We start from the raw sequence: 13,548 nt of genomic DNA, 5'->3' as shown, positions 1-13,548 counted from the left end.
CCTAACCAATCCCGGCCTTAGCAGAAGGTTCGCCGAAGCACGCGGCATAGAGGGAGAGCCCAATGGCGGAGGCGGACAGGTCGGGAACGATGGTCATGTTGCCGCTGATCTCGTCGGCGAGCCTGCCGACCGGGTATCCCGCCTCGACCGTATGCCAGGAGGACAGCCCTCCCTCCTGCCTGAACGAGAACTGCCGCTCGAATATGCCGAGCACCACCACATGCTCGATGGAGAGCGTCGCCGGCTCGCCGAACGACGCCTTGGCCGCCTTCCAGGCCTCCCATTCAGCGATTTGCGGATGTCGCGGCGGCGGCCCGGCCAGGTCGAACAGCCATCGCAGGACCTGCGCGTCCATCGGCGTCAGCCTTCCGACGATCTCGACCAGCCGACGGTCGGCGGCGGCCGGGTCACCGGCCGCCGCCCTGGCGAGAAGGCGCGCGAACAATGCCTGTATCTCCGGCTCATCTTGCTTCGTCGCCTCCTCGAACCACGCGATCGCGTAGCGCTCGGGAATCCTCGAGCGATCGACACGCAGGCCCATCTTTTGGAGCTCGCGGTTGACCTGAATCTGCAGCGCCGCCGCATTCCTGAGGCGCCAAGCGGCGATGCGGTCGCCGAGCACGGCGGCCCACCCCTCGCCAAGGGTTCCACCCGCGGGCGCCAGCACGGCCTTGGCCGGCTCGATCATCTTGGTGATGTCGATCGTCATGCCGGCAGCCTGATCGATCCGGCCGGCGAGTGGAAGTCGATTCCGCACGGAAGTTCCACGTCGCGCACACCCGATCGGTATGCTCGATCCGCCCGAAAGCGAGCTCAAGTTCCCATTGTTGCTCGTTGGAGACACAGCCGGATTGGCCCCCCTGCCCTATTCGCGGTTTTATGGCGTAGCCATGTTCCCTACGCGTTCCGTTCGAGGGTCACCTCGCCATCAGCAATTCCGACCAGGCTACACATTGCACATGCTTCCCCGCAGCAAGAGCATCGTAGAGCATGACCATTGCGTCCCAAGCGCATAGTCCGATGGCGAGCTCGGATGCGAAAGCCGCATGGACGAAGCAGTCCCGCCTAGATCATGCGCTCAGTTCCGCTGAAGCGGCTCGATGAACATCGACCAGTAGAACTCCGCCGCACCCTCGAACGTGAGCCTGACCTCGGACCGCCCGCTCATGGCGGCCATGCCCGACGACCTCAGGAACAGGCCATGATCATCGGCGTCCACGCGCAGGTTCTCGTTGTAGCCGTTGCTCTCGGTCGTCTCGCCGATGACGTAGGAGATGCCACGACCCATCATCCCGCCCATGAAGACGGTCGCACGCGCCACCGCCCGACCATCGCGGTATCCGGTCGCAAAGAAGCGGTTCGCGTCCACCCGCCGGAACGTGCCCTGCAGACCCGGATTGCGGGCGCGCAGTTCCTCGAGCGAGTTCTCGAAGTACGTGGCGATGTAATCGAACGCCTCCGTCAGGAAGCCGTCGCGGTCGTGGTCCGTGAAGGTCTTAGCCACCGCAAGGTTGCTGCTCCTAGGCCCGCGACCCGCCAACGTCGAAGCGGCGGCCATCGACGTGGCCGGCGTGGCGGGCGCCGACCGGGCCGACGTCGAGCCACGACCGGCGACCATTCGCTCGATTGCCGCACGCACGTCGCGCGCGACCTCCAGCATCGGCTCGTCTTGGTTCGCCCACATCGTCACCGGCTTCCCATCGGTCGGGCTGGCCCGCAGCTTCCCGAAGGGGGCATGATGCCAGTCGCACGGACGCAGGATCACGGGAATGACGACGGCTTCCCCTGCCTTCGCGCGCTCCATGACCCGCGTCATCTCAACGTCGTAGCAGTAGTCCGAAGCGAGGAAGTCGGGGCTCACCAGCAGGAGGATCACGTCGTCATCCTCGACGTGCGTGCTGATCGCATGGTCGAGATCCTCGCCGGCCGTGATCCGGCGGTCGTGCCACGTCTCGATCACCCCCTGCCGCTTCAGCATGGCGAGCTGCACCTCGAGCTGATCCCTCAGCTGTTCGTCCTTGTGCGAATACGAGAAGAACAGCTTCGCCAATTCGTTGATCCTCATCCGGTTATCCGACGATGATGGTGCCGGTCCGTTCCGGAGGCAAGCGCAGCCGGTCCCGTCGTCATCCTTCGGACCCGGGGGAATGGTGCCCCTTGCGAACCAGCCGTGCTCGAGGCATCAAGGCGTGGCGGAAGGCATGACTGAGTTATTGCTCGTGGCTTGCTCGTCTTGACCCTTCGATCCCAATGCGAGTCTTCTAGAACACACGGATACACCTAACTCTTTGAACTTGCGTCGGAATTTTATCATCAACCATCCCGGAAAAGGTTTAAAGCAAGTGCCCAACGTCCTCATCGGGATAGTACGTTCAACCGTGGACCATTGCTCACCGAAGTAGAATCATCCCGAATTTATTGGTCCATTCGTCCCTCGCTTGTAGACCGTTGAGGTCGTGAAGCCCTCCTGATGACCGCATGAAGATTGCTCACCGCTTACTTGGAAGAGCACTCCATGAAGAACGTCCGCCTCACCAACTCGAACATCCAGAAGATCCCGAAGTCGCCTTCCGGCGGTACGAAACAGTACCTCTGGGATCTCCTGATCCGAGGCTTCGGCGCCTACAAGACGGCGGCCGGCCGCATCGTCTTCGTCTACCAGTACAAGACCGCCGAAGGTCGCACGACGAGCAGCAAGATCGGCGAAGCAGGCGAGATGACCGTGGAGATGGCCAGGGACATCGCCGCAGACTACGCCCGCGACCGGAGACAGGGCATCGATCCCTTCGCCAAGCGCCGGCGGAGCGAGATGGAAGCGGAAGCGCTCAAGCGGCTGACGATCAGCACCTATCTCGACGACTATCTCGCCCGTCAGGTCGTGAAGGGCAAGCCGATGCGCCCGAAGTCCGAGCGCACCTATCGTCGTGACATGGTCGCATACATCGGCGAGGTCCGCCTCGATCGACTCACCTCGACCATCATCGAAGACTTCGGCAAGGAACTCGTCAAGCGCGGCCCTTCCGTCGTGCGCATCGGCTACGGCTGCCTCAAGACCATCATCAACGATGCGGTTCGGCGGGGCACCATCGAGAGGTGCGTCGCCCACGACTTCACGCTGCCGGCCATCAACAAGAGATCGCGACTGCTCGACGAATTCGAGTTCGCGAGGATCTACGAGGCCGCACGCGACATCTGCGACGTCCGGTCGGAGGCGTTAGAGATGATCCTTCGGACCGCCAAGCGGAAGGAGGAGGTGGTGGAACTACCTTGGGAGGAGATCGATCTCGTCAAGCGACAGTGGAAGCTGCCGGCCGAACGGAACAAGGCCAAGCGGAACATCCTGATCCTCCTCCCTCGTCAGGTGGTCGAGATCCTCGAACGCGTGCAGCCCGACCCCGCCAAACGTCGCGGTCCGGTCTTCACGCTCGATGGCGTCAACCCGGTCGAGATGGGATCCCAGGTCAGGGATCTCATCCACGCAAACCTGCACCGTCGCCTCGAAGCGGCCGCACCGGATGGGATGCCGGCAGCGTTCAAGCACTGGACTCTGCACGATACCCGCAAGGTGCCGTCGACTACCCTGCGCGAGCCCCCCTACCGCTACTCGAGGGACGTCGTGAACGCGATGCTGGTGCACAAGGTCGGCGACGACCTCGACGACACGTACATGCTCACTCAGCTCGTCGAGGAGACGGGTGAGGCGCTCCAGAAATGGAACGACCACATGGACCTGCTGATAAGCCGACCCGACGCATGGCCCGGCGGACTTCGCCTACTTCGCATGAAGCCCGCCGAGCAGGCGCGCCGCATCGCCGGCCTGCGCGCAGGCTGGCCCGAGCGGGCCGACCAGCAGCGCGCCGCAGCTGCAGCAGCGGCGGACCCCGCAACGATCGGCGCGGGTGGAGCTGCGGCCGCAAGGCAGAGGAGGTGGAGGAGGGCGAAGGCCGGACAGCTCGTGGTCTGATCCACGGCGAAGAGGAGAACCGGAATGAAATCGACGCCCACGCCCGCGACCCCGCGCGAGCATCCGCACCTGATCTCGCAGGGCGTCAGGAGGAACCGCCGGTCGCACATGGTGGTGTCGAACGAACCGGCGCCGCCGTCCTCCTCGCTGAAGGACCTCGTCTTCGTCGGCCCCGGCCTCCTCGACGGTGCGGGAGGGATCACTCCGCTCGCGACCCGCACGATCGTCTCGCGCATGTCGCGCCTGGCGAAGACGACGAAGGCTTCGTTCTGCGTCGTCTGGTCGCCGACGTCGTGCACCTGGTTCGAGCGGGACGGACGTCATCGCGACGGTTTCGATCCGCCGCTGGGGGACGTGGCGGATCCCTGGAGCGGACGTGACCACGATGCGCGCGTGGAGTGGTGCTGGACGATCGCACTGCCCACCGGCGCCGAATGGTCGTACCTCTGCGTGCGACGCATCGACCGCGACCTCGTCGAGATCGCGCCGGGCGAACCGATGGTCCTGGCCGACTTCGACGAACCCGCGGTGCCCGGCCTGCCCGATCCGGCCGCCGGACTGCTGGCTGCAAACGGTTCGCTGCGCCCGCCCCGCACCTACCGAGGCCAGCCGGTTTCCGGCGTACGCGACGAATGGAAGCTGCTCGGTCCGGTGCAGCCGGCAGAGGCCGGCACGATCCTGCGCAATCCCTGGCCCGACGACGTGCGCGAGGCCTGCGAACGCATCGCCGGCATCCCCCTGCCCCGCCGGCTGATCGACGCCGCCTGGCGCGCCATCGATCCGGAGCATCCCGACGTGACGTACGTGGGCGTGCGGAAGGCCGCCTGACCCGACCTGACGGCCCGTTGCACATGCCGCGACGGGCCGGCTATGCTGCTGCAAGGAGGAAGATCGCGTTGCACGACATCGATGGCGACAGGGACTGGATCGCAGGACTGGACTGGTCGAAGTATCGTCGTCCACATGCGGACTACGTGGGCGAAGGCTTCTTCCTGCCCGGCGTCGTCGAGATGTTCGCTCGACAGGTCTGCGCCCCCTACCCCGATGAGATAGACTTCTTCCTGGCCAACGCCGGGAACACCCCACCAGGCCGCGTCGTCCCCGCGGAGGACGCCTTCACGGCGGACGGCGTTCCGCTATTCTCGGTCCATCGGCGCCTGGACGCTCTGATGCGATCGCATGCGGACGAACTGGAAGTAGCGATCGCGCGCGCCGACACGATCAGCCGAGATGAATGGACCACAGTGATGGATGCTGGTCAGGACGACTGGGCTCTGGGACAGGGCGCGCGACGCGCCGTCGATGGCCTCGCACCCATCATCGCCCGCCTGGCAGCCGAGAAGAAGATCCGCTGCCATGCCCGCGATCGTAACGACAGCGGCAGGATCACGGAAATAACAGGTCGCAAATGGTGGGACCTCGACCCCGAGCAGGCAATACGACGCATCGCAAGCGGTGGGCTGAACCTCGCGTCTCCCTTCGATCCCGACGCCATCCCCGACCATCACGTCTTCGTGACACGAGACGGGCTGCAGAACGCCATCGCCGAGGCGCAGCGCACGGAATACGTCGCCATCGCCTTCGTCGAGTTCGGCAAATGGGTGATCCGCCGCCGAGCGGACCACTATGCGGTACAGGTGGCGGAGGTCACCGGGTTCCTCATCGGGTTGATGGATTCCGGCGCTTTCGAGACCGCGATCAACGAGGACTTCGAGTACGAGGTGGAGAAGGAGTTCGGCAAACGAGGTCTGGGGCGGTGCTTCGAACGGGCGAAGGCCGCTGCCATCGCCGACGAGAGCAGGGCGCGCTTCGGAAAGAGGCGCAGGCAGGCCTGACGCCCAACGGAACGGGCGATCGGTCCTACTTCAGGCGGCATCCCACCGGCGGCGTGGCGTAGTTCATCACGATGAGGCGAGCGAACCGAAGCTGCCGGTTGTCGCGGGCGAGGAAGCGCATCAATCGTAAGCGTGGTCGACAGGCCGCCTTGCTGTAACGCTAGGATCAGGGATGCTTGTCGCCTTTGATGACGGTGCTGGCGGTGCAGGAAGTTACCGGTTCTACGACCAGTCATACGAGCACTCGTATGACTGGTCGGATGGAGGTTGTCGGCCGGGTGTCGGGTCGACGGCGATAGTCGGACGCGGAGAAGCTGGAGATTCTAGCGGAGGCGTTCCGGCCGGGGGTGCGGGTTTGCGACGTCATCGCCCGGCGTGAGGTGTCGAGCAGCCTGATCTAGACGTGGCGCAAGCAATTGCGTGAAGGCAAGCTGGCGGGCGTCGTGGCTTCGTTGCCGGTATTTGCCGAGGTGCAGATTGTCGACCCGGTCGCGCCGACACCGCAGCCGGCACCATGTCCACCGGGGTTCATCCACATCGAACTGCCGGGCGGCGTGCGGGTGAGCGTGGATGCCGCGGTGGATGCAGGCGCACTGGCACGGGTGCTGTCGGTACTGCGGTGAGCCCGGTGCCATTGCCGACCCGCAGGCCTATATCACCGACGTCATCGGCAAGATCGCCGGCGACTGGCCCGCCAGCGAGTGGGACCAACTCATGCCGTGGTACTGGATGTCCCCGGCAGATCACCCAATTGTGCAAGCCGCATAATCTGCGGCCACCACACCGCACCGCGCCACGCCACGCTCACGGTATTCGCGCTAGATATCAGGTCCGAAACGCCGCGGTCGCGTATGCTCAACCAGTGCACTTATGAAAGGTCGCTTGACATCGACATTAGTCAACGAGCAGACTTAGTGTATCGTTGATACCGAGTCGCGACTGCCTGCTTGTGAAGTCGTTGGGTCAAGCCTAAGGTTTGGCGTCCATGGCGTAAGTCAAGCGGCCGACGTGGTGCATAGCGAGTAGCTAGCCGGGGGGCATCATATGCGACAACTCATTGTTATTTCATCGTTAGTTGCGCTAGCTGGATGTGCTGTTCCAAAGACGGTGCAGCGGATCGGGGTCGGCTACAATACTGCGGTTGCGAATCTCACCAATGAAGTGACGCTGTTGAACGTCGTCCGCGCCAAGGAAGGCTATCCGCTCCATTATACATCCGTCAGCAGGCTGACTGGTAATCTTACGATGCGAGTGAATGGCGGTTTCAACGCACAACTCAAACAGGATGGGATCAGCAGCACAGATTCAGCCAGCACCACGAACGCCCCGGCAGGAACCACAACCGTCCTAACTGCGGCGCAGGCAGTAGCAGAAGGCGGGAATGTCTATACACCGAGTGTAGGCGGAGAGGTGAGCACCAGTCCCAGCTTCGACGTCATCGTGAACGACGGGAAGGAATTCTACCAGGGGATTTCATCGAGCATCAGTCCCGAAACGCTTGGGATGCTGATCGAGCAGGCATTCGAGCCACGAGAGGTCTTGTCCGTCGCGATCGCGCGCGTCGATTTCAGATTGAAATCCGCCTCGCCACATTATGCCGGTAAGGCCGGCTCGCTGGTCGAAACGATCAACAACGACGGCACGCGTGATGACACGAGCCTCAACACGTTGTTCAATTGCTATGCCTTTTCGACGGAAAAGCAAAAAACAGAGGGCACCATCCTCGCACCGGTATCACGCGTGACACAGGACGATCGGGGTGGCCGCCGGCTATCGATGCAGGATCTAGCGCTTCTCGATGGGGCCAAACTCGATCTAAAGGGCGCGCTCGGTGCCGATCCTGAAGACGACGTGAAGGTCACGATCGTACGCCCAGGCGCATCCTCGACGGTGGGTCGGTTCACACCGGTCGACCCGGATAAATCGCTGTCCTGCCCGCTGGTCGCTCAACGCTTTGACGATCATGGGCGATCAATGACGGTACGCCTGCCGGCGACTCCACCCCCGGGCCGTGTCTTTGCAGGTGACGGCAAGATGCTGGTCGCGGCGTCAGACTCGCCCAAGGGCCAGGCAGTACTGACGCTTGTCGATGTCGATATTTTGATGACGATACGATCGCCGGACGCGGTCGTTCGCTTTGTCGGCGAATGCCTCCGCAAGAGCGTACCGGGAACGGTCACCACCTGCGCGGTCGGCGGCAGCACCGTGTTCGAGTTGCATGCGGGCGCTGGAGCAGAGGGCGACGTTTCTGCGACGCTCAACGGAAGGCGCTATCATATCGCTAAGGACACCCCCGGTGGGTTGATAAGCCTTAGGACGTTGTCGCTGATCGAGCGGCTCATCAATCTGCACAAATCCTCCACCGATAAGGCGGTGACCCAAGCCGTGCGCGTCATTTCCTAAACATCGACGCGACTACCCCCGGACGGAGAACAACAATGGGCGATGAACGGACGTTTACAGCGAAGCTCGAATTGATTGACGGCATCACCGACCCTAATCTGGTGCCGCGCGTGAACGACAGTCACTTCAAGGCGCTCGCCGCGGGTTCGTGTCCGCTCGGCGGTGAATCGTTTCTAGAGGGCACCCGCCTCTGCTACGGCAACAAGGGTTGGAAATGTGAGGACGGTCATTGGACCGATCTGCATACCAATTGCTGACGCGCTCTCATGCAACCGACCATAGCGGCGGTCGCGTCGATCGTCCCTTCTGACGCGTCCTGCCCCCGTGTACTTGAGTTCGTCGCACGCCGCGCGGACGGTGCCGACGGATTAATTACGTTCCTGCTCGCCTGACCATGATAGGCGGTCTCCACGCCGCGCTTACCATCACTCCTCGAAGATCGCGCTGCGATCCGCTCCACTGCAGCACGCGCAGCTGACTGACCGGACGGCCCAGTCCCGATCCCCCGCAGAGGCTGTCTAAGGATTCAAGCACCAGATCCATCCGTGCGTAGGAGAAGGCGTGGTCGCGGCGGCGTCGATCGAAGCTGACCATCACGGTTCGCGGCGACGGCCGACGACCGCGAATCCTGGCGAGCGTCCCGTCGTCCTCGCAGATCTGACCCTGCACGTCCCGCAAGAACCTTCTCTTCGGTCTGCTACGCACGTCGGCGCGCATGTCGTCGAACAGCGTCTCGACCATGGCGCGGATGGGTTCACGATCGTCTTCGTCCATGATCGTCAATCTGTCGCATCGCGACGTCATCCGCAACATGGGCGGCATTCCTCGCGTCAACCGCCACGTGTCGGATGGTTCGCTTAGTGTCAGGTCGTCGAAAGCTCCACCGAACCTCCACGCTTCCGCCACGTCGCAGGGCATTTGCGTCGTTCGAGTACTTAGGATTGTCGTTCGAAGGGCGATATCTGGATCGTCGCCGATCACTTCCGGTCGGTCAGCGACGGAGTTCAACATGCCGAAGGGCATCATGCCGGAGGACGAGGATCGCCTCGTCGACACCCACGAAGCCGCCCGCCTCCTGGGCCTGAAGGAGGGCACTCTCCGCAAACAGCGCGTGTACGGTGGCGGCTGCCACTTCCACAAGCTGTCGCGCACGGTGCGCTACAGCCTCCGCGACATCGAACGGTACAAGGCTTTGAACCGCGTCGCAAGCACCAGCGAGCACTGGGCCGCACGCTGAACGGATCTGCCCGCCAGCAGGCAGGGCCTCAACGACAGGAAGAAGACATGGACATGCTCCGCAAGGAGGATGGACGGGATCCGTTCGTCCTCGCCACGCCGCAGATCGCTCTGCTCAATCGCAGGGCATCGAGCTGCGACCATCCGCTCGCACGCCTGATGACGTTGGCGACGCTGATCCCCTGCCCCGCTGCCGCACTGGCGGGATGCGGTGTTCGAGACTTCGACAGGCGCAACGAGGTCCTGACGATCGCCTCGCCGCGTCGCGGCCACACCCGCGCCGCTCTCGGCATGGCGGCGACGGCGGCCGTGCAGGAAGCGATCGCGGGACGCACCTCGGGCCTGCTGTTCGGCGGCGCCCACGACTTGCCGATCGCACCCGACGCCGATGCCGTGGCCTACCTCGAGGAGCTGATCGCGGAGGACGGCGAAGGACCGATGCCGTTCGCCTTCACCTTCCGCAGCGTGCGGGAGGGGGTGTTCGCCGGAATGGCGGACGGCGGCGTGCCGCAGCAGGTCGCCGAGGCGCAGGCCGGCCTCCGCCACCTGACCGATGGGCATCGTCCCGAGACGTTCTTCCGCGTGCATGAGCGTGCGGCATCGGACTGGTGGGCGGCGCAGCTCGGCGTACCGGTCCCCGCCACCATCGACGTCATCCGGGACGGGCTGCGTCAGCTGAGATGGCGCGACGATCCGGACCGATCCCCGCATGACGACGGGGGTGCCGCATGACCGGCGCGAGCCCCCACCTGCCGGACCTCCCGTCCATGCGCGTGCTGTTGAAGGGCGCGCGCACCATCGGCGGCGCGCACGGCGCGGTGCTGGAGCTGTGCATCCTGACCATGTGCCTGCCCTGGGAGGCGGTGGCGATCGAGCTCGCGGACATCGACTGGGGCCGTGGATGCGTGCCCGTGCCCGCGCGGGGCGGCAGCCGCAGGCTGCTGCATCTCCCGCCCCAGGCGATGCGGACGCTGGCCCGCGTAGCCGGCACGGTCGCGGGGCGCGGACAGGCGGTGACCGCTGGAAGGGGCGACCCAATCGGGAACAGGGACGTTCGGCTCGACAGGATGCAGGCCCGGCTGGCGGTCGCGGCACCGGAGACGATCGTGCTGCAGCCGTGGAACTTCCACGGTCTGCGCGCCGCGGCGGCGCGCGAGCTGCTCGAACGCGGCTGCAGGCATCAGGACGTCGCCCACGCCCTCGGGCTGAAGGTTCCTGGATCGGACACCGTGCCGATCGGCCGCATCCGCACCGACGCCGACGATGCCGACCGCGCCGCAGCGACGGTGGGGAAATGGAACGCGATCCTCGCGGACGCCGGACCGCGAGGTGATCCCGCCCGCGCCGAGCGGCGCCGGCGGATGCCCGGATGAAAGTGACAGCGGCGCGAAGGCGCCGGCCGGCTGGTGCCGGGCGGTGGAGGCAGGGGCCGGAGGAAAGAGGCCCCAGACCACCGCGAACGTGGCGATTGACGAGCGAAGGAGCATGCACATGGACAGAATCGGCCTGCCGGCCAGATACGTGGGCCGGGACGGACGGATCGACGTCGCCCGCCTGAAGGCGGAGACCTCGATCGCCAAGGTCGCCGCGAACGCGACCGACCTGAGGAGGAGCGGCGACGAGATGAAGGGGCTGTGCCCCTTCCACGCGGAGAACACCGCCAGCTTTTTCGTGAACGAAGGCAAGAAGGTATTCCACTGCCACGCCTGCGATGCCGGTGGCGACGTCATCGAACTCCATCGGCGTCTGCACAGCGTGGACTTCAGGCAGGCGTGCCTCGACCTGGTGGGATCCGAACCAGCGGTGCCGCTGGCACTGGCGAACCCGGTCCTCGTCGCCATGCGCCGGGCGGAGTCGGTGAAGCGGGCGCGTGCCATCTGGCAGAAGGCGACGCCGATCGGCTGGTCGCTGACCGAGACGTACCTGACCACCCGCGGCATCGGCCACGCCGTGCCCGGGTCGATCCGCCACACCCACGTCGCGCGCTGGTGGGACGAGGACGGTCGCGAGGGTCGCCGCGAGCCGGCGATGATCGCGGCGCTGCAGGACCGCGAAGGTCGGGTCGCCGGCATCCAGCGCACCTTCCTCGACCGCGACGGGCGCAAGTCCACCCGCGGCACCGCCCGCCTCTCGCTCGGCCGGGTGCGTGGGTGCGCCGTCCGCTTCGGTCCCGTCGCCGACACGGTGATGCTGGCGGCGGGCGTCGAGGACGGGCTGGCGGTGCGGCTCATGTTCCCCGGCGCCAGCGTGTGGGCCGCGGTCGGCGACGGCAACCTGCCGCACGTCCGCCTGCCCGCAGAGGTCCGGCGCGTGATCGTCTGCGGCGATGCCGACGCACCCGGCCGGACCGCCGCCGCCGCGGCGATGGCGGCGTACGCCAAGGCCGGTCTCGCTGTGGAGGACCTCGTCCCCCGCGCGGGCAAGGACTTCAACGAGGAGTGGCTGCTCCTCCACGCCTGAGCAGCGGACATCGAACATCTTCGACCATCACCACCGGTCCGCCGCGTCGGCGGACCGCATCCAAGGAGAACGAGAATGCCCAAGAAGAAGCCCCCCACCATCACGCTGCCCGTCGTCGTCAACCCCGCTGCCGAACTGCGTCGTCCGTGGAAGGACGATGGCGGACTCGTCCGGGTCGATGCGGTATATCACGTGCCGGAGATCCACCCCTCGAGCGATGGTCCGTGGGCAACGGAAGCCGACAAGGTCGCTTGTGTCGATCCGGTGTCGGGATACGGCTGCATCATCCGCAGGGCCCCGGACGGTGGACACCTCTGCGGATACGTGTCCGTACCGCCGGGCCACCCGCTCTTCGGCCGCGAATACGGCACGATGACCGGCATCATGATCGGCGTCCACGGCGGCCTCGACTACTCCGCCGCATGCGAGGATTGGGAAGACGAGGATCGCAGTGTCTGTCACCCCCAGGGCGTTCCCCCGGGGTTCCAGCAGGGCGTCCATCGGAACGAAGCAGCGGACGACGACGCCTGGTGGTTCGGCTTCAGCTGCAACAAGCGGACCGACCTGTTGCCGGAGGACGCACGCCGCCCGAGAGACGTCAGGACACCGGCGTTCGGCATCGACGAGCCGACCTACAAGACCGAAGCGTTCGTGTACGGCGAATGCGTCCGTCTGGCAGCGCAGATGAAGGCGATCGAGCAGAACCGCGATCCGCGCCTCGCCGACCCTGGTCCCACCGTCATCATGCCCTCCGTCGTGGAGTACAGGCGTTGACCCCCCGCGTAATCGATCCAGAGCTGCCCTGGGGCAACTGGCTGAGGGGCGAGCACGTCAACGGCACGACGGTCTTCGTCGACGACGAGACCGGCGAACGCTGGCCCTCGCTGCGGGTCGCGTTCTGGACCGGTCGTCTGCGCATGCCGAACGTCGACGGCAGGCCGCCGACCGAGCTGCTCGAGACGATGCACGCAGTTCTGGTGGCGACGATCAGGCGGAAGCCGACGCTTCACGAACAGCAGGGCGATCTGTTCGAACGCAGCAAGCTGTACCTGCGCCTGTTCCACCTGTGGCTGGCCCGGGAAGGCTTGGTCGAACTCGAGGAGAACGGGCACGGTGCCAAGGCCCTGACGGCGGAGGGGATGGCGGTGATCCACATGCTGCTCGCGACCCGTCCCTACGACGTGCGGCAGCAGCGGCCGTCCGCCGCGACCATCGCCCAGCTGTGCGAGCTCGGCCTCGGACCGGAGGGGCGGGAGGACAGGCTGGCGCGCGTCGAGAAGGCTGCGGCCCGCTGGGACGTCGCCTTCCTCCGCCGTCACGAGGCCGGGCGGCCGTCGATCATCCTGTCGAAGCGCGGCGACGGCGTCGTGCCGATCTTCGAGACGGTCTGGACCCTCGGATTGGGCTCCGAGGAACAGCGCGACCGCTTCTACGAATGGATGTGCATCCGCATGGATCGGTGGCCGGACTGGGGGGAGATGGCGACCAGCTACGGTTCCGAGAGACTGACTCACCACCTGCTCGAAGCGGTGGTCGCGACGCTGGCGGACGGCGAGGTCGGCAATCAAATTCCGGGAATTGCCTGCGACACCTGACTCAACGATCGGGGTACCGCCGTAGCCTTCTGCTAGAGCCCAATCCGTCCTACCC

The 13,548-nt window shown here is 65.3% G+C and carries 16 protein-coding genes; 13 read left to right on the top strand and 3 right to left on the bottom strand.

All coding sequences use genetic code 11. The features are described 5' to 3' along the window. Position 1: 1 nt before the first annotated feature. Together IFT82_RS04760 and IFT82_RS04755 are read right to left on the bottom strand one after the other, a co-directional pair. The gene (locus tag IFT82_RS04760) at positions 2 to 709 is read right to left on the bottom strand and encodes an Abi-alpha family protein (RefSeq protein WP_192124982.1); all 708 of its coding nucleotides are present in this window, start codon (positions 707 to 709) and stop codon (positions 2 to 4) included. A gap of 369 nt (positions 710 to 1,078) precedes the next feature. Beyond that, positions 1,079 to 2,065: a toll/interleukin-1 receptor domain-containing protein gene (locus IFT82_RS04755; protein ID WP_244646492.1), complete on the bottom strand. Its 987-nt coding sequence runs from the start codon at positions 2,063 to 2,065 to the stop codon at positions 1,079 to 1,081. Positions 2,066 to 2,515: 450 nt separating this feature from the next. Between IFT82_RS04755 and IFT82_RS04750 the strand changes: the two genes are divergently transcribed. The 7 genes from IFT82_RS04750 to IFT82_RS04720 all read left to right on the top strand — a co-directional run bounded on the left by IFT82_RS04750 (position 2,516) and on the right by IFT82_RS04720 (position 8,459). After that, the gene (locus IFT82_RS04750) at positions 2,516 to 3,964 is read left to right on the top strand and encodes a tyrosine-type recombinase/integrase (protein ID WP_192124980.1); all 1,449 of its coding nucleotides are present in this window, start codon (positions 2,516 to 2,518) and stop codon (positions 3,962 to 3,964) included. Between the two features lie 24 nt (positions 3,965 to 3,988). Then, on the top strand, positions 3,989 to 4,792 hold the full coding sequence (locus tag IFT82_RS04745; RefSeq protein ID WP_192124977.1) for a hypothetical protein: 804 nt from the start codon (positions 3,989 to 3,991) through the stop codon (positions 4,790 to 4,792). A gap of 68 nt (positions 4,793 to 4,860) precedes the next feature. Beyond that, positions 4,861 to 5,799, top strand: coding sequence for a hypothetical protein (locus IFT82_RS04740; RefSeq protein WP_192124975.1), 939 nt, complete (start codon positions 4,861 to 4,863; stop codon positions 5,797 to 5,799). Between the two features lie 416 nt (positions 5,800 to 6,215). Next, positions 6,216 to 6,422, top strand: coding sequence for a transposase (locus IFT82_RS20735; RefSeq protein WP_244646520.1), 207 nt, complete (start codon positions 6,216 to 6,218; stop codon positions 6,420 to 6,422). After that, on the top strand, positions 6,370 to 6,567 hold the full coding sequence (locus tag IFT82_RS04730; protein ID WP_342355047.1) for a transposase domain-containing protein: 198 nt from the start codon (positions 6,370 to 6,372) through the stop codon (positions 6,565 to 6,567). The genes IFT82_RS20735 and IFT82_RS04730 overlap by 53 nt, the downstream gene beginning before the upstream one ends. Positions 6,568 to 6,906: 339 nt before the next feature. After that, positions 6,907 to 8,202, top strand: a complete 1,296-nt coding sequence (locus tag IFT82_RS04725; protein WP_207105731.1) for a hypothetical protein — start codon at positions 6,907 to 6,909, stop codon at positions 8,200 to 8,202. A 35-nt stretch (positions 8,203 to 8,237) separates the two neighbouring features. After that, entirely contained in the window at positions 8,238 to 8,459 is a 222-nt protein-coding gene (locus IFT82_RS04720) for a hypothetical protein (RefSeq protein WP_192124972.1), read from the top strand. Between the two features lie 115 nt (positions 8,460 to 8,574). Here the strand turns inward: IFT82_RS04720 and IFT82_RS04715 are convergent, their stop codons facing one another. Continuing rightward, on the bottom strand, positions 8,575 to 8,976 hold the full coding sequence (locus IFT82_RS04715) for a hypothetical protein (protein ID WP_192124970.1): 402 nt from the start codon (positions 8,974 to 8,976) through the stop codon (positions 8,575 to 8,577). Positions 8,977 to 9,211: 235 nt separating this feature from the next. Here IFT82_RS04715 and IFT82_RS04710 point away from each other — a divergent pair, with 235 nt between their 5' ends. The 6 genes from IFT82_RS04710 to IFT82_RS04685 all read left to right on the top strand — a co-directional run bounded on the left by IFT82_RS04710 (position 9,212) and on the right by IFT82_RS04685 (position 13,493). Further along, positions 9,212 to 9,439 (top strand): helix-turn-helix transcriptional regulator, encoded by a 228-nt coding sequence (locus IFT82_RS04710; RefSeq protein WP_192124969.1) that lies wholly within the window; start codon positions 9,212 to 9,214, stop codon positions 9,437 to 9,439. A 47-nt stretch (positions 9,440 to 9,486) separates the two neighbouring features. Continuing rightward, positions 9,487 to 10,170, top strand: coding sequence for a hypothetical protein (locus IFT82_RS04705; RefSeq protein ID WP_192124968.1), 684 nt, complete (start codon positions 9,487 to 9,489; stop codon positions 10,168 to 10,170). A gap of 35 nt (positions 10,171 to 10,205) precedes the next feature. Continuing rightward, complete coding sequence (locus IFT82_RS04700; RefSeq protein WP_192124967.1) at positions 10,206 to 10,811, top strand: tyrosine-type recombinase/integrase; 606 nt, start codon at positions 10,206 to 10,208, stop codon at positions 10,809 to 10,811. A gap of 118 nt (positions 10,812 to 10,929) precedes the next feature. Beyond that, positions 10,930 to 11,898, top strand: coding sequence for a DUF7146 domain-containing protein (locus IFT82_RS04695; protein WP_192124966.1), 969 nt, complete (start codon positions 10,930 to 10,932; stop codon positions 11,896 to 11,898). A 75-nt stretch (positions 11,899 to 11,973) separates the two neighbouring features. Beyond that, the gene (locus tag IFT82_RS04690; protein ID WP_192124965.1) at positions 11,974 to 12,672 is read left to right on the top strand and encodes a hypothetical protein; all 699 of its coding nucleotides are present in this window, start codon (positions 11,974 to 11,976) and stop codon (positions 12,670 to 12,672) included. Next, on the top strand, positions 12,669 to 13,493 hold the full coding sequence (locus IFT82_RS04685; protein ID WP_192124964.1) for a hypothetical protein: 825 nt from the start codon (positions 12,669 to 12,671) through the stop codon (positions 13,491 to 13,493). Before IFT82_RS04690 ends, IFT82_RS04685 begins: the two co-directional genes overlap by 4 nt. Positions 13,494 to 13,548: the final 55 nt, after the last annotated feature.

Origin of the sequence: Sphingomonas sp. CFBP 8760 (assembly GCF_014841615.1) — a bacterium.
Taxonomy (GTDB): Bacteria; Pseudomonadota; Alphaproteobacteria; order Sphingomonadales; family Sphingomonadaceae; genus Sphingomonas.
The sequence above is the reverse complement of the archived record's forward strand: the minus strand, read 5'-3'. Positions and strand labels throughout refer to the sequence as shown.

Coding starts and splice junctions, on each gene's coding strand:
- IFT82_RS04730 (WP_342355047.1), top strand. CDS start 6,370: ATGCCGCGGTGGATGCAGGCGCACTGGCACGGGTGCTGTCGGTACTGC.
- IFT82_RS04755 (WP_244646492.1), bottom strand. CDS start 2,065: ATGAGGATCAACGAATTGGCGAAGCTGTTCTTCTCGTATTCGCACAAG.
- IFT82_RS04690 (WP_192124965.1), top strand. CDS start 11,974: ATGCCCAAGAAGAAGCCCCCCACCATCACGCTGCCCGTCGTCGTCAAC.
- IFT82_RS04700 (WP_192124967.1), top strand. CDS start 10,206: ATGCGCGTGCTGTTGAAGGGCGCGCGCACCATCGGCGGCGCGCACGGC.
- IFT82_RS04745 (WP_192124977.1), top strand. CDS start 3,989: ATGAAATCGACGCCCACGCCCGCGACCCCGCGCGAGCATCCGCACCTG.
- IFT82_RS04715 (WP_192124970.1), bottom strand. CDS start 8,976: ATGGACGAAGACGATCGTGAACCCATCCGCGCCATGGTCGAGACGCTG.
- IFT82_RS04710 (WP_192124969.1), top strand. CDS start 9,212: ATGCCGAAGGGCATCATGCCGGAGGACGAGGATCGCCTCGTCGACACC.
- IFT82_RS04750 (WP_192124980.1), top strand. CDS start 2,516: ATGAAGAACGTCCGCCTCACCAACTCGAACATCCAGAAGATCCCGAAG.
- IFT82_RS04760 (WP_192124982.1), bottom strand. CDS start 709: ATGACGATCGACATCACCAAGATGATCGAGCCGGCCAAGGCCGTGCTG.
- IFT82_RS04705 (WP_192124968.1), top strand. CDS start 9,487: ATGGACATGCTCCGCAAGGAGGATGGACGGGATCCGTTCGTCCTCGCC.
- IFT82_RS04695 (WP_192124966.1), top strand. CDS start 10,930: ATGGACAGAATCGGCCTGCCGGCCAGATACGTGGGCCGGGACGGACGG.
- IFT82_RS04720 (WP_192124972.1), top strand. CDS start 8,238: ATGGGCGATGAACGGACGTTTACAGCGAAGCTCGAATTGATTGACGGC.